The sequence below is a fragment of the Paenibacillus sp. FSL M7-0802 genome (assembly GCF_038004945.1).
In the GTDB taxonomy this organism is placed as follows: Bacteria; Bacillota; Bacilli; order Paenibacillales; family Paenibacillaceae; genus Paenibacillus; species Paenibacillus polymyxa_B.
This window is the reverse complement of the sequence record NZ_JBBOSD010000001.1, coordinates 1,615,323-1,634,584: the sequence shown is the minus strand read 5'-3', so window position 1 is coordinate 1,634,584 and position 19,262 is coordinate 1,615,323. Positions and strand designations below refer to the sequence as shown.

At 47.0% G+C, this 19,262-nt stretch carries 10 protein-coding genes; 9 read left to right on the top strand and 1 reads right to left on the bottom strand.

The features are described 5' to 3' along the window. Window positions 1–44: 44 nt before the first annotated feature. From MHB54_RS07780 to MHB54_RS07750, 7 genes are all read left to right on the top strand, one after another. Window positions 45–2,345: a glycoside hydrolase family 127 protein gene (locus MHB54_RS07780; protein WP_340982136.1), complete on the top strand. Its 2,301-nt coding sequence runs from the start codon at window positions 45–47 to the stop codon at window positions 2,343–2,345. 438 nt (window positions 2,346–2,783) lie between these two features. After that, window positions 2,784–3,728 carry a copper amine oxidase N-terminal domain-containing protein gene (locus MHB54_RS07775; RefSeq protein ID WP_264454112.1) on the top strand — a complete coding sequence of 315 codons (945 nt, stop codon included), beginning with the start codon at window positions 2,784–2,786 and terminating at the stop codon, window positions 3,726–3,728. Window positions 3,729–3,735: 7 nt separating this feature from the next. Further along, window positions 3,736–7,026 carry a DUF5704 domain-containing protein gene (locus MHB54_RS07770; protein ID WP_264454111.1) on the top strand — a complete coding sequence of 1,097 codons (3,291 nt, stop codon included), beginning with the start codon at window positions 3,736–3,738 and terminating at the stop codon, window positions 7,024–7,026. Between the two features lie 193 nt (window positions 7,027–7,219). Next, complete coding sequence (locus MHB54_RS07765; RefSeq protein WP_340981501.1) at window positions 7,220–8,107, top strand: LysR family transcriptional regulator; 888 nt, start codon at window positions 7,220–7,222, stop codon at window positions 8,105–8,107. Between the two features lie 195 nt (window positions 8,108–8,302). Then, window positions 8,303–9,523 carry a M20 family metallopeptidase gene (locus MHB54_RS07760; RefSeq protein WP_264454110.1) on the top strand — a complete coding sequence of 407 codons (1,221 nt, stop codon included), beginning with the start codon at window positions 8,303–8,305 and terminating at the stop codon, window positions 9,521–9,523. Further along, window positions 9,520–10,938, top strand: coding sequence for a YfcC family protein (locus tag MHB54_RS07755; RefSeq protein ID WP_076157707.1), 1,419 nt, complete (start codon window positions 9,520–9,522; stop codon window positions 10,936–10,938). Before MHB54_RS07760 ends, MHB54_RS07755 begins: the two co-directional genes overlap by 4 nt. Window positions 10,939–11,174: 236 nt before the next feature. Next, window positions 11,175–13,667, top strand: a complete 2,493-nt coding sequence (locus MHB54_RS07750) for a rhamnogalacturonan lyase (RefSeq protein ID WP_028543226.1) — start codon at window positions 11,175–11,177, stop codon at window positions 13,665–13,667. A gap of 331 nt (window positions 13,668–13,998) precedes the next feature. Here MHB54_RS07750 and MHB54_RS07745 read toward each other — a convergent pair whose 3' ends face one another. Then, window positions 13,999–15,048: a substrate-binding domain-containing protein gene (locus MHB54_RS07745; protein WP_068938462.1), complete on the bottom strand. Its 1,050-nt coding sequence runs from the start codon at window positions 15,046–15,048 to the stop codon at window positions 13,999–14,001. A 500-nt stretch (window positions 15,049–15,548) separates the two neighbouring features. On the opposite strand from MHB54_RS07745, the gene MHB54_RS07740 reads away from it, so the two are divergent. Both MHB54_RS07740 and MHB54_RS07735 read left to right on the top strand, forming a co-directional pair. After that, complete coding sequence (locus tag MHB54_RS07740) at window positions 15,549–15,749, top strand: GH32 C-terminal domain-containing protein (RefSeq protein WP_068938463.1); 201 nt, start codon at window positions 15,549–15,551, stop codon at window positions 15,747–15,749. Between the two features lie 93 nt (window positions 15,750–15,842). Then, window positions 15,843–19,100: a GH32 C-terminal domain-containing protein gene (locus MHB54_RS07735; RefSeq protein WP_264454109.1), complete on the top strand. Its 3,258-nt coding sequence runs from the start codon at window positions 15,843–15,845 to the stop codon at window positions 19,098–19,100. Window positions 19,101–19,262 lie beyond the last annotated feature (162 nt).

Here is a 19,262-nt window from a genome sequence, read left to right as displayed (position 1 = left end):
CCTTAAAGGAGGAACGGAAAGTGACTCTTAAAGCAAAAGCCCATATGAAAGCAAGGCCGTTCGCACTGAATGAGGTGGTATTGGCTGAAGGTCCCTTCAAACAGGCGATGGAGCTGAACCGATCTTATCTGTTGGAGCTTCAACCAGACCGCCTGCTGGCGCGTTTTCGGGAATATGCCGGACTTACGCCCAAAGCGCCTCAGTATGAAGGCTGGGAAGCGATGACTATTTCCGGTCATACACTGGGACATTACTTGTCCGCTTGCTCCATGATGTATGCTTCAACGGGCGATGAGCGTTTTAAAGAAATTGCACATTACATTACGGATGAACTAGCCGTTTGTCAGGCGGCGCATGGTGACGGATATGTATCCGGTATTCCAGGGGGGAAGGAACTTTTTGAAGAGGTGTCTGCTGGAAATATTCGCTCGAAGGGCTTTGACCTGAACGGTGCCTGGGCACCCTTGTATACACTGCACAAGTTATTCGCTGGCCTGCGGGATGCGCACCATTTGACAGGCTGTGATAAGGCATTAGATGTAGAGCGCAAGCTGGCGGACTGGCTCGAAGGAATTATGAAGCCGATGAGCGATGAGCAGCTCCAGCAGATGATGTTTTGCGAATATGGAGGCATGAATGAGGTATTGGCCGATTTGTATGCGGATACCGGGGAAGAGCGCTACTTGTGGCTGGCTGAATGCTTCTGGCACAAGCTGGTGCTGGACCCGCTTAGCTCGCAGGAAGACTGTTTGCAGGGCATTCACGCCAATACACAGATTCCGAAGCTGATCGGGCTTGCCAAGGAATATGAGCTGACCAATGATACGAAACGCCGGGCAACGGTGGAGTTTTTTTGGGAGCGGGTGGTGGATCATCATTCGTATGTCATTGGCGGGAATAGCTTTGGAGAATATTTTGGCGCGCCAGATGGCTTGAATGATCGCATCGGGCCTCATACGACGGAGACGTGCAATACCTATAACATGCTTAAGCTGACCAATCATCTGTTTCAATGGAATGCTTCCGCCAAGGAAGCGGACTTTTATGAGCGAGGTCTATTCAATCATATTTTGGCTTCGCAGGACCCGGTTCACGGGGGCGTAACGTATTTTCTGTCGCTGGCGATGGGCGGGCACAAGCATTTTGAAAGCAAATTTGACGATTTTACGTGCTGTGTCGGCACAGGGATGGAAAACCATGCGAGCTACGGCAGCGGCATTTATTTTCACGATCATGATAAGCTATATGTCAATCAGTTCATTGCCTCCACGCTGGAATGGAAGGACACGGGCGTTACGCTAAAACAAAATACTTCCTATCCAGATACAGATCATACGACGCTGGAGATTCAATGCGATCAACCTGCCTCATTTATGCTACTCATCCGCTATCCATATTGGGCTGAACAAGGAATTACCATTCGTGTAAATGGCAAGGAACAATCGATTGTATCGGAACCGGGCAGCTTTGTCTCTATCGCCAGAACGTGGATTGACGGTGACGTTGTAGAGGTGACGATTCCGATGTCGCTGAGACTGGAGCAGATGCCAGATAACCCGGATCGGGCGGCTATCATGTATGGACCGTTGGTGCTGGCAGGCGACCTTGGACCCTTAGAAGATCCTAAAGCCAAGGATTTCCTGTACACACCAGTATTCATCCCCCAAACGGAAAAGCTGGATGCGTGGATTCAGCCCGTGGAGGGCAAGACCAATACGTTTCGTACCTTGAATGCAGGGCATCCCCGGGATGTGGAATTGTCCCCTCTGTATAAAATGCATGACCGTACGTATTCCGTATACTGGGACATTTTTACCAAGGAAGCGTGGCAGGAGGCGGAACAGGAATACACAGCGGCACGCGAAAAGCTGGCGATTCTGGAGCAGTGCACGATTGATTTTGCCCAACCCGGAGAAATGCAGCCGGAGCGAGACCATAACTTCCAGGGAGATGCTTCGACTCGTACCGGATATGTGAATAACCGGCCTTACCGGAATGCGGGAATTGACGGCTGGTTTTCTTTTGATTTAAATACAGATCCATCTGCTCCGATGCTGTTAGTCATTACCTACACAGCTACGCTGGAAATGCCTAACTGCGGTTTTGATATTTTGATTAACGGTCATCCGCTTGAGCATTTTAGTGAGGGCTTTGATGAGGCCGATAAGTTTTACAACGTTAATGCTGCTATTCCGGCTGCATATCTGGAGGGGAAGGATCAAGCGACAGTGACCTTCAAGGCCAAGCCGGGACAGCGTATCCGCAGATTGTTTGGGCTGAGGATGGTTAACAAGGGCGTATATGAGCAACGCTATCAAGCTGGAAGTTCAGGTATACATGAATGATCTTTGAAATGTTTCGTGAGAGAAAAGTAACGTTTGATTTTTAGTCCGGTATGATTTATGATGTAAGAAATATTGGATGATGCTGGAATAATCCATATGGTGGTATGAGCTGATATATTCATAGTTTTGTTGCGCGTGAAGCACACGGGCTGTTTCTTCCTTCATAGGGGAGAGGCAGCCCTTTTTTGTTGATATTTTGCGGAAATATAAACTTTTTTAAAGAGTCAGTTCTATGATTTAGGGGGAGGGCTTGCTCAATAGAGTCTATTTGTTTGGAATGCTTTGTATTAGAAGTTTTTCTTATAGATTTTGTAATAGGGAAACCCTATAATATATAAGTTGTATCCAGTATTTTCCGAAAGTGGGGATGCGATAAGTTTATGAGGTTAGAGATGATATACATAGTTTAAAGTTTAAGCTGACAAAGGGGATAGAGAGATGAGTATGAAAAAATGGATGTTGAGTTTGACCGTAGTCACGTTGCTATGGGGCGCGACAAGTACGATTCCAACGACGGAGGCAGCAAGCAGCACTAAACCGATTGAAGTCTTGTTAAACGCAAAAAAAATACAGTTTCCAGATGCTAAACCTTTTCAGGATAGTAACGATTATGTGATGGTTCCGATTCGTTTTGTATCCGAAGCGCTAGGGGCTAAGGTAGGCTGGGAGAAAACAGGCGGTCAATTGGCTGTGTCGATTAAAAATGATGCACATGCTGTTAACATGACAGTGGGTCAAAACACCGCTACCGTGGATGGGCAGACCAAAACGTATGAAACGAAGATTATTTTGAAGCAGAATCGTACTTTTGTGCCGCTGCGGTTGGTAAGTGAGGGTCTGGGGCAAACGGTGGAGTGGGATAAGGTCAGCCGCTGGGTCTGGATTGGGAAGAAGGAAATTGCTGCGCTGGAGGATACAGGGCATAAAACGGTGAGTATTGAGCCGTATAAGAAGGCGTTCGGTTCAATACCTGCTCTTTTAAATAATAGCACTGACCAGCCATACGATAAAATAATGGTCTTTAAGCAGTCTGATCTACCTATTAAGCTGATTCGGGATGTTTATTCCGTTGAGCCCTACACAAGTCCGAAGGGTGTACCTTACTTAAAGATGAGAGTTAAAACGAAATCTACAGCAGGTAGCATTTTTTTCATAACCAAAAACCAGAATGCACGTCTCCGTCCTCCATTGAGAGAAATGACACAAGATAACGGGGACGGCACAAAGATGGTATATTACCCGATTTATTCATCTGCTGATGAACTCTTTCATGGAATAAAAAACTATAAATCTCTGAAACTAAAAGATATTGAGTACATTGGATTCCGCTTGCAAGCAGATAGTTATATTCCATTGATGGTCAATCCGTGGAAAGGAAATTAACAACAGCATGAAGAAGACGCAACGCATTCTGGCCGTATTGCTGGTGGGGGTACTGCTCTTATTGCAGCTCCCACCATTTTCTTTTCCTACCGACAAGGCGGTAGCTGATAACGAAATTACACCGCTGTCTTACTATGCCGATAAGAACGACCGTTATTTTGTTGGCATGATGTACTTCGACATGTGGAAAAATACCGCAGGTACTTGGGTCACAGGTGGCAAGGAGCCTGACAAGGACATGCAAGGTGAAGCAGAATTCACTTACAAATTTAATTTCCCTGGTCGTAAGATCAAGAAGATTGACGCACAATTGTATGATCCAGTAGCAGAAGTTAACAAAGGTAATCCTAATTATAAAAATTATTTTACAAAATCCCGATCCGATCTTTATGACGATTACAAAGACTACATGAGTAAAGGCACACAGGATTCAGATATTCGGCCTTTTCAAAAAAAGGGGATTGGAACGGATACAGCTACCATTCCAATCACTGTGAATATAAGATTAAATGCAGCAGTTCAAGCAGAAAATATAAAAGAAGAGAGTTGCCCTACCTGTGCAAAGGAAGTAGAAGCCTGGCGCATCTACCAACCCATCCTGTTCAAGATCGAACTGCAGAGCAGTCTAATCGTCAAGCATTTTACAACTGATGGAAAATCACTTAACAACGTATTTACACCAATAGAAGATGAATTAAAAGCTGATCAACTGTATGATTTTACCCCGCCAACCAACCCGAAATATGAGTATGTGGGTTATAAGAAAAGCACGACCAGTAAACCGCCAAGCGGAGATATTTTGCCGGGAATTGTACCCGGATTTACCTATGACGGTTCTTTTGAGCAGTTTACCGCTTATTTGTATTACAAAGAAGCTCAGGGCTGTCCTAAGCCTGGAGAAAGTCAAGAGGGAGCACCCTCAGATTGCCAAGATAATGAACAGCCAACAAAAGGTGTTGTCTGCTCCCGCCCCGTTCCAGGTCTGCGCTTGGAAACTGCCGAACTGGACCCGACAGTATCTGCCGTTATCAAAGCGGACCAGCGTGGTCGGGAACGATTTGACGTATCCAAAGGTATTCCTACATCTGAAAGCCTATACGGTCATGTGCAAGCGAAGAGATACCTTTTTCAACATAAGTTTGTGAACATGACAGGCCAGTGTACATATACAGTGAACGTAAAACGGGAATATCGATTGACCTGGCGGCCTAAGAAAAAATCTCGGCGGAGTGAGACCGTGAAGCGAACCTATACTTACCAAATCATCCGTCCATACTCATATTGGACGATAGATAATTTGGAGGTGTACGGCATTAAGGAGGCTACGCTCCGAAATTATGCGTTACCTAATGAAACAATCACTTTGCGTCCGCAATCCTATACACCCCCTTCCTATATTGCAGCGACTCAGGGCAATTTTTATCCGCCCCCTGCACCCGGGACAGTGGATGGCGGTAGCCGTAGCAAAAACGGTGGCAGCAGCAAGCCGAGTGTACCTGATGACCGTAGTGCACTGAAATCCAAGGCAGAGGGGGCTGTTAAGGAAATCGAAGTGGAAAACGACACTCTAACCTTTGAAAACAAGATCATTATGAATCCGGAGCGCGTTAAGGTGAATGGCCCTAGGCCAGGCGTTATACCCTCTTCCGGAGCGATTGGGCCGGATGTGCTGTACAGTCCGGGTCATGTGATTGATAAGTATAAGATAAATAAGTCCAATACGCCCAGCAGCGGTGACATCACTTACGCTATTCTCAAAGGAAATATCAATGGAGGTGCGGATAAAACGTTTCCGATACAGGGAATTAATACGGTGACTGTTCACACTCCCGTAGTGAATCTGTCTAAAGTGTCGGACGATGCTGCTCATAACCAGAAAACCCAACCTACGAAAGGACGATCCGCGCTTATTTTGGAGCGCCCTTTCCGGGTGACGATCTCGACAGCAGGCCCACATTTAAATATTCCTGGCTATGGTGATCGGGAGTATGCCAAATATGTACGAACCAAGCAGGTGCGATTTCCGTTCGATGTTTACGACAAAGGGAAGACACAATTTTATCCGCGGGGTACCTGGATCGACATTCCGGTGCAGCAGCTCGACACAGACTTTTATTTGCCCGTATGGGTGGATGAAGGCAACTATACAGTTGAGTTCCGTACCATTGCCGAAAATGCACCGGACGGGTTCACCGAACAACGCCATGCCAACACGGATATCGCCCATCATGTTGCCAATGATGTGGTGAATATTGAGGTCATCGGACGGATGTACGATTTTCATATCACGGATATTGCCGATTACCATTGGGAGCGGGTGTTTCGGCAGCGAAAAGGAAGCTCGACGCATAGTGGCCTGTCCTATTGGACGGGGCTTGGCAATATTGACGGGTTGCCTAGAGGGAACCCGGAGCCACTCACCTTGCCTGTTCGTCCCGGCAGTCACCCATATGAAGGTTATGCAAATGTGGCGGTCAAGACAGGCTATCATTTCAAGTTTGACCTCAAAACCAAAGGCAATATGTTTAGCGCCAAGGACGGTATTCGCATCACGCCATCGTTCTATTGGGTGAGCAAAGATGGGCGACAGCGGGAAGAGGTGGATCTGTATACACATTCCGGCAGTCGAAAATTTATCCGTTTGGGATCGGCGGAGGACCGGGAAAAGCGATATGTTATTTTGAATGAACGGCTACGCAATGTGCCGATGGAGGAAATGCAGGACACGTCAGCCTACCAATACAAGCATGAGCTGAGTGAAGCACAGCAAAGCCAGTTGACACTGGAACGTTATGTTTCCCTGTATGCCCACCGTATTGCACGCAGCAAGACCTGGATTGGACGTTACGACTGGCTGGTACTGCCTGCGGCTGTGCGTACCTTGATTGGTCCGAAGACAGACCTGCCAGATGGGGTCAACGTGGATCGCGCTAATGCGTCGATTCAGCGCTGGTATGGTGAATATAGCCTGCCTGCTGATGTATACGCAGTCACCAAAGGCACGGATTTGCGCGAGGTCAGTCGCCGTCAGGAGCTAAACGAGCATACAGATATATTCAAGAAAACGGGCTTTATCGTCGTCAACTTTAATGTGGAGTCACTGCGTCAGGGGGACACCGAGCATCCGCATTTACAGTATATAAATGGTCCGCTATTGAACCAGTGGCAACTGGAGGGTTACCGCCGAGAGATAAAAGACCCGTACGGGCATATCTTTCATTTACAGGACGGGGATGTAGTATTTTATCATGCGGATCAGTCCAGTCGGGACGATTTCAGTTCATTTGTCCCTCACTAGCTTGCAGTAATCAAGACGAATCCTAATCCATAACTAGCGCGAAAAATACGAAAACGGACAATGGAACAATCCACTGTCCGTTTTTTTATGCCTAAGTTTTTCATACGTTATAATAGACCGATATATCTGGGCTTTTTTTACGGAGAACAAAGGAACGGCTAAACAAAGGAATGATTGAATTGAAGGAGTGATCATGGTGGATGAAAAGGATTGTTTAATGTTGTGCTACATTGCAGAAGAACAGAGCATGAAACGTGCCGCCGAACGTCTATATATTACACAGCCTGCCTGGACCTACCGTCTGAACCAATTGGAAAAGGAGTTCGCTGTACCTCTCATTGTACGCGGGAACAGAGGAACGAAGCTGACCATGGAAGGGGAGCGACTGGTGGAGTATGCCAAACGGAATTTGAGGGAACTGACCGAATTAAAAGAAGCTGTCATTCACCTGAGAGGGGAAGTAAAAGGTACGCTGCGCTTGGGGATTTCAAGCTATTACGGACATTATCGGCTACCGCCGATTCTTAAAAGCTTTAAAGATATTTATCCTGACGTGCAATTTTCAGTCACCTGCGGACTCAGTGCGGAAATCTATGAGATGCTGCGCGGGGATGAAATTCATCTGGGTGTTATCCGCAATGATTACCCTTGGTCTGAGGGAAAGCATCTTCTTCATGAGGAGCATATCTGCGTGATCTCGAAAGAAGCTGTAGAGCTTGAGCAATTGCCGGAGCTTCCAATGATTCGTTATAAGGACCCGGGGAAGCCGCAACTTTCCGGTCATATGTATTCCTCGTTCAACGAATCGGTACAGGCATGGTGGAGTGAGAGAATAGGCCGTGCACCACGAGTTTCTATGGAGGTGGATAGCTACGAAACCTGCAAGGAAATGGTTCGGCACGGACTGGGATATTCAATCGTACCCGAAATATTTATCTCTCCCAAGGATGAACTGTATGCATTTAATTTGATTCGTAAAAATGGAGATCCTGTCCTGCGTAGAACATGGATGTTGTATAAAAATAAATCCAGCCGTCCTATGGCAGTGGAAAGATTTGTAGAATGGATGCTCCAGTCTTGAGGCTGTAAATACATTGAATATACGTAATTAATGGTGAAAAATAGCGTATATCAAGGACAAACATGTCATATATAAAATAATTTTAAGGATAAAGCCAAAAAATATTAAATTTACTTCACTGGTCTTCGCTTATACAATGTTGAATATTGGTTGTATAATTATTCGTTATTGCGAATGAAAGGCGGTATTCCATTGATGGATTTAACAACGAACGGACATAATGGCAGAACGTCATCCCATGAAGAGATTTTGAAGGCTGTAGATGCAAAGGATCATGAGTTGCGGGAGCTTGCCCGAACAATACATACCCATCCTGAATTGAGCTTTCATGAATATCAGGCTCAGGGATGGCTCACGAGTACACTGGAGCAAGCTGGTTTTGCTGTGGAAAAGGGGATTGCAGGACTGGAAACCTCCTTCCGCGCCGAATGGGAAGGGAAGCCCGGCGGACCGACAATTGCTTTGCTGGCAGAGTATGACGCACTTCCGGTGATCGGACATGCCTGCGGTCACAATCTGATCTGTACCGCATCGGTCGGAGCAGCCATAGCCCTAAAAGAAGCGATATCGGACCTACCCGGACGTATTGTGGTATTGGGCACACCCGCCGAGGAGGAGGGCGGCGGCAAAATCATGATGTGCGAGCATGGTGTGTTCGACGGCGTGGACGCCGTGATGATGGTGCATCCACAGAATAAAACGATGGTTTTACGCGGGGGACTGGCCTGCGTGGACGCCACCTTCACGTTTCATGGCAAGCAGGCTCATGCTGCATCCTCCCCGGAGAAAGGCATTAGCGCGCTGGATGCTATGATCAATGCCTTTGTGGCGATTAATTCGGTTCGCCAGTTCGTTACCAGCGACGTACGTATCCACGGCATTATTACCAAAGGCGGGGATGCTCCCAATGTCGTGCCGGAGCTGTGCGAGGCTGTGTTTATTTTACGGGCGCAAACCGTCGTCGGTCTGGCTGAGGTGAGGAACAAGGTGTACCGCGCTGTTCGTGCGGCGGCAGAAGGCATGGGTGCGACGGTGGATATTTCCGAGGGGCTTATTTATGCGGAGCGCAATACCAACAAGAAGCTGGCGGCTTTGTTCCAGAGCAAGTTGGAGCAGCTGGGTTTGGAGGTTCACGAGCCGCCTGCGCAGGGAGGGATCGGCTCGTCGGATATCGGCAATGTCAGCCAGATTACTGCAGCGATTCATCCTTATATCCGATTGGGTGACGCGTCCACGCATACGCCGGAATTTGCCCGGCTTGCTGGAGCAGAGGAAGGCATGATTGAAATGAATTATGCCGCCAAAGCGCTGGCACTGACCGCTTATGATCTGGTAACCGATCCGGTGGCTTTGAGAGAGGTACGGACTGAATTTGAACAATGGCAAGCGTTGAGAAACGGGGGAGCATCCGAATGAGTAGCAACACGACCGTACCGAGCGGTCCGAAGAAATGGCTGAAAATGCCGCACACCTTTGTCATTCTTATTTTTCTGACCTTAGTGGCTGGAATATTGACTTATGTCGTTCCCGCTGGAGAGTTTGAACGGGTTAAAAATGAAACGACCGGCAAAACGCTGCTCGTTCCCGGTTCGTACGCTCATGTCGATCCGAATCCGGTTACGCTGTGGGACATCCCAAAATCCATCGTATCCGGTCTAGTCGATTCGGCTGATGTTGTCTTTTTCATTCTAATCATTGGCGGTGTCTTTCAGATTATTACTTCCTCGGGCACAATTGAGGCGGTGACCGGAAGAGTTGCGAGGTCTTTTTCCAACAAGGGGTTATGGGTCATTCCCGTGTTTATCACCTTGTTTTCCGTAGGTGGTTTTACCATGGGAATGTCCACTGAGGTGATGGTATTCGTGCCGATTGGTATTGCCATCGCCCGGGCGTTGAAATTTGATGCGTTGACGGGTACGGCCATGATTTCGCTGGGAGCCTCCTGCGGGTTTACCGCCGGGCTGCTGAACCCGTTTAATGTTGGATTGGCACAGGCGATTGCGCAAATTCCTATTTTTTCAGGGCTGTGGCTTCGTGCCATCCTGTTGGTCATCCTGATCGTTATTACGAGCTTATATATTATGCGTTATGCCAGTAAAGTGAAGAAAAGCCCGGAAAGCAGCCTCGTTTACGAATTGGAAAAGAGCGCTGAAGACAAGCCGGTGGATCTATCCAATCTGCCTTCCATACAGCTTAAGCATATCCTGATCATTTTGACCGTTATAGTAAGCTTCGCGATGTTAATCTGGGGAGTGTCCAAAAAAGATTGGTGGATGAAGGAACTGGCTGCCCTGTTTCTTTCGATGGGAGTCATTTCCGGCTTTTGTGCAGGCTACGGGCCAAGTCGCATTGCGACAGAGTTTGCCAAAGGGGCCAAAGATATCACCTATGGTGCCCTGATCATTGGTTTTGCACGTTCCATCGTCGTCGTGCTGGATCACGGCAATGTGATTGATTCAATCGTTAACAGCCTTGCGATCATGGTGGGACATCTGCCGGAATCCGTGCAAGTGCTGGGTATGTATGTGTTCCAAAATGTCATGAATGTATTTATTACCTCCGGTTCGGGGATGGCAGCGACGACGATGCCCATTATGGTGCCGCTGTCCGATCTGTTGGGTATTACACGGCAGACCACAGTCCTTGCATTCCAGTTGGGAGATGGATTTTCGAATATGATTTTGCCTACTTCCTCTGCCTTAATGGGGAGTTTGGCGGTGTCGGGTATTCCATATCAGAAATGGGTTCGCTTCTTTTGGCCGTTACTGGCCGCTTGGTTCGTACTGGGTGCAGTATTCGTGGCTGTAGCTCAAATTATTGGGTATCACTAAAATATAAAAGGAAAATTAGATATATATTGAGTCCTCAGTATGCCGTTAACAGGCTTGGTGAGGGCTGTTTTATTTGGAATGAGTAAACAACACGGTTTTGTGTAGAGAAATCCTCGGATATTTAAACGCGTTTGGGGGAACGGCAAAACTATAATAATAGGGAATTTAATTTATGTAAGCGCAATCATTTTGGGTATTTGCTTGTCATCACAATACATTCGAGGAGGACGACCTGGATGGCTCAAGGGAAAGGCGCATGGCGAAAGGGAAGCTTGACCGCCGCGTTGGCAGCGATGCTGGCGATGACGGGGACGACTGGAGGAGTGGCTGCGGAAGACTTGTCCGAACCGACGCTGCAGGCGGAATCAGCAATCGCAGTTGAACAGAACCGTAGCGGCAGCATTCAGCTGGAAAAGCTGGATCGCGGACTGGTAGCTGCGGCAACGCAGGAGGGGGTATTTTTAAGCTGGCGGTTATTGGCTCAAGAAGTGAACGGTTACGGTTCAACGGGGCTGACAGGAGCGGACTTTAACGTATATCGTGACGGTAAGAAGATCGCGACAGTGACCGACAGTACCAACTATGTGGATAAGGAAGGGAATGGGAAATCGGTATACAGAGTAGCTTCAGTCGTTAATGGACGGGAAAAGGATCGTAGCGCCAAAGTGAAGCCATGGCAACAGGGTTACTATGAACTTCCTCTCCAAAAGCCTGCTGATGGCGTAACACCAGCAGGTGAATCCTATACTTATTCGGCCAACGATATGAGTGTGGGGGATGTGGATGGAGACGGACAATATGAATTTTTTGTAAAATGGGACCCGTCGAACTCCAAAGATGTATCTCAGAAGGGGTATACCGGAAATACGTATGTCGATGCGTATACGGCCGAAGGCAAGCTGTTGTATCGGATCGATCTGGGCGTGAATATTCGATCAGGTGCGCATTATACACAAATGATGGTGTACGATTTTGACGGCGATGGTAAAGCCGAGCTGATGTTCAAAACGGCTCCAGGGACCAAAACGATTTCTTTTGATAAGAAGGGCAAGCCGAAAAAAGAAAAGTATATTACTCTTCCACGTGAGGATCGCAAAGCAGGGATTACACATGAGGACGATTACCGTTTGAGTCGCTCGGATTATTATGAGCATGTGGTGAACATGTTTATGAACTGGACGAAGCATGAAGAAGTGGTCAAGGGACAATGGCCTGCTACGCTGGAGGAATGCTTTGGTATCGCTCCGAAGTACAATTATCCGTTATCCCGAAAGGATGCGGAAAGCCTGACAGACTACTTTATGGATGTATACGCGCCTTCACGGAGCGACAAAAACAAGCTTAGAGAGTTCGAGGGCTTCATCGTCGATGGACCGGAGTATTTGACGATTTTCAAAGGGAAAACGGGAGCTGAGCTGGATACCATCCGCTATGAGCCGGAGCGTCATGACGATGGCCTCATGTGGGGAGATTACGCCATGGCCCGCATTGAACCCGCCAACCGTGTAGACCGCTTTCTGGCAGGTGTGGCTTACTTGGACGGACGCAAGCCGTACGCTGTATTTGCACGCGGCTATTATACGCGTTCCACTTTGGCCACCTACACATGGGATGGTCGCCATCTCCAAAAACATTGGATGGTGGACAGTGGCTGGACACCGATGACCAATCCATTTAACGATAGTCCGCACGGGCGTGATGGAACGGACCCGAAATTTGGCACCTTGACCACACAGGGAGCGCATTCTTTGAGCGTGGTGGATGTGGACGGTGACGGCAAGGACGAAATCGTATACGGTTCCGCCACGATTGACCATGATGGCAGCCTGTTGTACAGCTCATTTGATGTCATGCCTCCTGAAAGCGCAACTCCAGGTCAAACCGCCAGATTGGGACATGGCGATGCGCTGCATGTGACCGATATTGACCCGGATCGCCCCGGCAAAGAAATCTTTATGGTACATGAAGGTGGCACCTACGCTCCATATGGCTATTCTTTGCGGGATGCCAAAACGGGTGAAATCATTTACGGCGCATATTCCGGCAAGGATACAGGTCGGGGAATGGTCGGTGACATAGATCCGGATCAGCGAGGTCTGGAGACGTGGGCCATAGGCCTGTGGACCGCAGCGGGTAAACAGCTGGATACGAAGATGCCAGGTACCAATATGAGTATCAAATGGGCAGCTGATATGACCACACAAATCGTAAACGGTGCAATTGATGTAACCCCAACCATTGAGGATTGGAAACGAGGTACATTGATGACCGCCACTGGAACCAAAACGAACAACTATACGAAAGGAACTCCATCGCTGGTAGCCGACATTTTCGGAGATTGGCGGGAGGAAATGCTCGTCCGCACAGCGGATAGCTCGGCAATCCGTATCTATCTGAGCACAGAGCCTACGACGCATAAATTGTACACGTTGATGCATGATCCGCAATATCGCACGGATGTGGCGCGTCAAAATACCGGGTATAACCAACCTTCCTATACGAGCTTTTACTTTGCGTCCGATATGGATTGGGCGAATGTACCGATTCCCAAGCTCTACACGCCAAAAGCCTTGATGGAGGAAGAGAGCAGTGATGAGGTGGATGAGGCAAAGACAGCGGAGGTAGATGAAAAAGAAGTCGATGAAACGAAAATCGATGGGGCGGAAATAGATGCGAAGGAAATAGAGGGAGAGCCAGTAGTTCCAGTAGTTCCAGCAGAGGATTTATAAACCAATAGCTGAAGACTAAGATCTATTTCGGCGTATAAATTAGTTAATGGATTTAGAAAAAGGCAAGCCTCTGGATGATTTAGGGGTTTGCCTCTTTGCTTTCTTAGAGCTTTCACAGTAGAGGTAGCTCTATCCAAGGTCTGTATTGATGGTTAGAAAAGCCGTAATAGTGAGGGAAACGCTGAAAGTAGCGGAGAGGACGGAACGATTGAGAAAAGCGTCAGCGGTCGCCTTTGTATCCGGATTTTTACCACTAGGCTATTTAATAAAATCCGGATACAACAGCGATTGGAGCAACGTTCCGTTCACGTAGCGTCGTCAGAACACCTTTTTACTTTTCTATTTGTAACACTGGAGTGGATTCTCTAAATATCGGCTCTGTTCTGATATGCGTGATCTGATAAGGTCTAGAAGGATTTTTGACCCGCGCCAATAGCATCTCAGCCGCCGTAATGCCCATTTCGTTGTTGTAGATATGCACGGTGGATAAATGAGGTTCCACAATCCGGGATTCAGGAGCGTTATCAAACCCAAACACGGCAATATCGTCAGGAATTTTCAAGTTTTTATTTTTGAGCGCTTTCATGACACTGACGGCAATAAAATCATTGGCGCACACGAACGCAGACGGTAGCACGTTCATGCCTTCCAATTGTTTATCCATCCAATCCGACTCGGAGAAAAAATTCCGGTCCTGATCGACAATACAGCAAGATAAATCCACATTTAGACCTGCTTCGATTAAAGCTCTGTTATATCCAAACCACCGCTCGTTGAAGCTTTTGCAATGCTTATAATCCCCAGCAAACCCGATCCGCGTAAATCCACGATGAATCAGGCTTTTGGTGACAGAATAAACGCTATGTTCATTTTCCATCAGCAATAAATCCGCTTTCAAATCAGGATAAGAAATGTCCACAGAACAATCAATAAAGATCGTGGGCAGTCCCAAATCCGTAATAAGCTCACTATATTGTGGATCAAACATTTCAATACAAATAATTCCATCCACCTTGGAGGCTTCAAAATTATTAGGAAGCGTTCCTGCATGGATTTCATTTTCCCGCACAATATGAATCGACAGATTATACCCTTCTGCGCTTATTCTTTTCTCCAAACCACTGATGAGTAAGGAGCCAAAATGTGAGCTGTTCGGCAGATTGCATGTGACCAGGGCAATGTTACCTTGATTTTTCGGGATGATGCTCTCCGTTTCCACATAGGCAAATTGCTTATATTTAAGTTCTATCGCTTTTTTAATGACCTTGTTCCGAGTATCAACCGGGATGCTATCATTACCGTTAATCGCTTTGGACGCGGTATTTCGAGAGATTCCCAAAGCGTCAGCAATGTCTTGAATGGTGACTTTTTCTTTCTTCATAGACAGGTTCCACCTTCACTAATAATGGATTGCCTGAGAGGTACAGTTGCCTCTTACAGCTCTCCGTTTAGACCTTAAATGTATCTTAAATGTATAATAGTTCGCATGAAATAGCAATGTTTGCATTGCAAATGAACAAATAATATTTACATTTGTAAAGTTTATTTGATAACTTATATTTATCTCCATCGGATCGACAAATAAATTTAAATCCAATCTTATATAAGCTGGACAAAAAAAGTGCGCATGGGAAACAGAGAGGACAGATCCATGCTGTATAAGTAAAGCGGTCATTGTTTATGGTTAACTTTTAAAGTTGGATTATATACTATGACTGTTATCATTTCTTCTTACAAAAGCATAATTTATTAATGCTATATTTAGTCAAATGTCAATTATTTTTTTACAAAAATAATTGACGAATGACATTTCGATTTGGTAAATTGAAGATGGGAAATGTAAGCCTTTTCAAATTTGTTGTATAGGCGATTTATTACAGATTGGGGGAATTGCGAGTATCAAAAGAACAGGAGATGCTCGTCGGTTATGCTTCTGATACGCAGGAAGTATATGTAGACCGGGCACGGTCAGGCTGTTCGGATTTACATGAGGACTTTGCGGGAAGACACGCAGCCCCACTGGAAACAGTAGAAAACCGATTGGACATTCATATCTATGTGGATCGTTCGCCGCTGAAATGAGACGTTCTCCATGACGATCTAAACAGCTGATTTTCCAATTATTTTGTAGTGGATGCGCGGTGTTGATCCGTACTAGAAGGTAGGGGATTGGGGATGAAGGTGGAGTTTACTAACACGCGAACGAACCTGACCGGCTGGCAGATTAAAGGACAGGGGCACATAGAAGATAACATCCAGGGACTTTTGCTGAGGTCGGAGCCGCAGGAAAATGTGATGGCTATGTCCGGAACAACGTCTCAGAATTTTACTTTTGAGGCGGATGTGATGGTCACTGACACACAGGCGGATGCTACGCTAGTATTCCGTTCCAGTGAGGACGGGTGGTCTTCCTATATGCTCCAAATCGTGCCGGCTGCCGGATTGTTGCGGTTGCGGGATGCTACCGGGGATATTGGAAGACTGAAAGAGGAACGTCAGGTCAATTTAAAAAAAGGAGCTATTTATCATCTTAAGGTGAGCGTAGAGGGCTCCCATCTTAAAGTGTTCTGGGATGAGGGATATAACCCGATTATAGATGTGGTCGATACGACTTATACATCAGGATATTTGGGGCTGAATGTCTGGAATGGATCAGCGTTATTTCAGAACATTCAAGTCAGTGATATGGATACGAATCTAAGCGGACCGCTCCTGATCTGTGGAAAATGGCAACCTGACCTGAAGGGGCAAAGGGCTGAGGGAACAAGTGCAGTAGATGCGTTGAAAATATATAGCTCCGCAGCTACAGACCTGGTGCTGGAAGGCGGTGTGACGCTGAATCCTTCTGAACCGGGAATGGAAGCAGGACTATTTTTCAGAGGGAGTCAGGATGGGAAAAATGGATATGTTACTTCTGTGCAAGGCGAAGGCAATCAGGTTCGCGTACAACTGAAGAAGGCGGACGGAACGTTGATTACAAAGTCGGCGCAGACATATCAGGGTGGGTTCAGCAGCAAACACCACTTGGAAATCATCGCTCATGGAGAGCGGATTCAGGTATTTATAGATGGATATACTCCTGCGGCAATTGATATCATGGATAGCAGCAATACCAACGTCTTTGCAGGCTTGAAAGTGACCGGGGGAACTGCTTATTTTCAGGATATCTACCTTACCTCTGTCTCGAATTACTATACAGAAAAATATCGCCCGCAGTATCATTATTCTCCTGCCAGAGGCTCGGCGAGCGATCCGAACGGATTGGTTTATTTCGAGGGGGAGTATCACCTGTTCCATCAGGATGGTGGACAATGGGCGCATGCGGTCAGCCAAAATTTGCTGGATTGGAAAAGGCTTCCGTTTGCATTGAAGTGGAATGATCTTGGTCATATCTGGTCAGGCTCGGCTGTAGCCGATCTAACCAATACTTCCAGCTTGTTCGGTGACTACGGAGGAGCAGGGCTGATTGCCTATTACACTTCCTTCAATCCCGATCAGCTCAAGGGCAACCAGAGAATCGGCCTTGCTTACAGCACAGACCGGGGACGTACATGGCAATACCCGAAAGACCGTCCAATTGTAATAGAGAACCCGGGCCAAAGTGAAAACGATCCTGGCAATTGGGATTTCCGTGATCCTAAAGTAGTGTGGGATGAAGCCTATCAGCGCTGGATTATGGTAGTGTCGGGAGGCGATCATATTCGTTTTTTTACCTCCACCAACCTAATAGATTGGCGCTGGACGGATAACTTTGGTTATGGTGATTATATACGTGGTGGAGTATGGGAATGCCCGGATCTATTTCAGCTTCCGGTAGACGATGGTAATACTTCTAAATGGGTGCTGATGGTTAGCACTGGAGCCAGCACAAACACTCAAGGCTCGGATACGGAATATTTTATCGGTGAACTGACGTCTGATGGCAAATTTCAAAACGATCATTCACCGGGGAAGGTGTTGAAAACCGATTGGGGCAAGGAATTCTACGCCTCAATGTCCTTCTCCGATGTACCCGACGGGCGGCGTATCATGCTGGCATGGATGACGAATTGGGACTATCCGTTCAGCTTTCCGACTTCTCCCTGGAAGGGACAGTTTAGCATCCCGAGAGAGTTATCGCTAAAAACAACTCGTGAAGGCATCCGTTTGATACAGCATCCGATATCCGAGCTGACTTCGCTGCGTTCCCGTTTATTTGCGATAGAAAATCAAAGTGTCACGGAATCTTATCCGAATATACTGGAAGGTTTGGATGCAGGTGCCTATGAGATTGAAGCGGTGTTCGAACTGCCTTCTGTTGGGGCTGCTTCAGCATTCGGGTTTTACGTGCGGGATGGCGGTGAGCAAAGAACGGCGGTCGGCTATACAACAGACATACAACAAATGTTTGTAAACCGTGCTGATTCAGGGCTTACAGATTTCTCTACTCTATTTTCAACGCTTCATAAAGCATCACTTGCACCTATCGGAAATCGAATCCAAATGCGTATATTTGTGGACGAATCCTCGGTTGAGGTGTTTGGGAATGATGGAGAGGTCGTATTTTCGGAGATTATTTTGCCCGATTCGGCGCGAAGAGGGATGGGCTTTTACACCCAGGGTGGTGAGGTGAAGGTTGTTTCCCTCCATGTTTATGCCTTGCGGAACAGCTGGAGGCTACCAGATGCTTCGTCTGCCAGTGTGATCATGGATCACACTTATGTGGAGCTTGCGAGGGAGCAGACGAAGCGTCTGTACGCGAGTGTGGAGGATGAGTCTGGAGAAAAAGAAATCTCGCTGATTTGGGTTTCTAGCAATCCTGAGATTGTAAAGATCAATGCGTCCGAGGACGGGAGTGCGTTAATGGAGGCAGTTGCCCCGGGAGAAGCTGTTGTTACGGCTTCCGATTCGGAGGATAAGGTCCGCGGTAGTACCTTGGTTAAGGTGCACGGTGGGGTGTTTCATACCAACCTTACAGGTTGGAAGCCGGATGTTTCCGCATCGCGGTGGATCGTGACAACGGATGGGATACGAGGAAGCTATATCAGCGATGCGAATTATATGGCTGCTGAGCAGGCGGAAGATTTTACGTATGAGGCTGATATGAAGCTGCATGGAAATGGAAGTGCTGGATCCATGATTTTCCGCGCCAATGCTGACGGATCGAGTGGCTATTATCTGAATTTGGACCCCAATCTGAAATCGATTCGCCTATTTTTTAAAAAAGAGGGTCAATTTGAGGAGCAGCAGGTGCTTGCCAAGGTTCCAAGATTCGTTCTGCCGGAAATGTTTCATCATATTAAAATCGTGGCAGAGGGCCTGCGCATTCGCATTGACGTAGACGGTGAGCAGGTCATCGACCTAGAAGATAGTACGTTCGCCGAGGGGCATGTGGGTGTGAATGTATTTGGAGGGCAGGCGTTTTACCAACATGTAAGGATCGAGCCAATTTGAATTTCTTATTTCAAAAGGAGAGCCGTCTTAACGGACTCTCTTTTTTTACGTCTTGATGTTATTGAGAATATATAATGTAATCGCACACATGTAAATGGTATGACATATTACCTAACGTAAAATTTGACACATATGTGAAATGAGGATAAATGTCAGAGATTT

Bases quoted from the DNA above. Each gene is read 5' to 3' on its own strand.
- MHB54_RS07780 (WP_340982136.1), top strand. From the start codon at position 45: ATGAAAGCAAGGCCGTTCGCACTGAATGAGGTGGTATTGGCTGAAGGT.
- MHB54_RS07775 (WP_264454112.1), top strand. From the start codon at position 2,784: ATGAGTATGAAAAAATGGATGTTGAGTTTGACCGTAGTCACGTTGCTA.
- MHB54_RS07770 (WP_264454111.1), top strand. From the start codon at position 3,736: ATGAAGAAGACGCAACGCATTCTGGCCGTATTGCTGGTGGGGGTACTG.
- MHB54_RS07765 (WP_340981501.1), top strand. From the start codon at position 7,220: ATGGTGGATGAAAAGGATTGTTTAATGTTGTGCTACATTGCAGAAGAA.
- MHB54_RS07760 (WP_264454110.1), top strand. From the start codon at position 8,303: ATGGATTTAACAACGAACGGACATAATGGCAGAACGTCATCCCATGAA.
- MHB54_RS07755 (WP_076157707.1), top strand. From the start codon at position 9,520: ATGAGTAGCAACACGACCGTACCGAGCGGTCCGAAGAAATGGCTGAAA.
- MHB54_RS07750 (WP_028543226.1), top strand. From the start codon at position 11,175: ATGGCTCAAGGGAAAGGCGCATGGCGAAAGGGAAGCTTGACCGCCGCG.
- MHB54_RS07745 (WP_068938462.1), bottom strand. From the start codon at position 15,048: ATGAAGAAAGAAAAAGTCACCATTCAAGACATTGCTGACGCTTTGGGA.
- MHB54_RS07735 (WP_264454109.1), top strand. From the start codon at position 15,843: ATGAAGGTGGAGTTTACTAACACGCGAACGAACCTGACCGGCTGGCAG.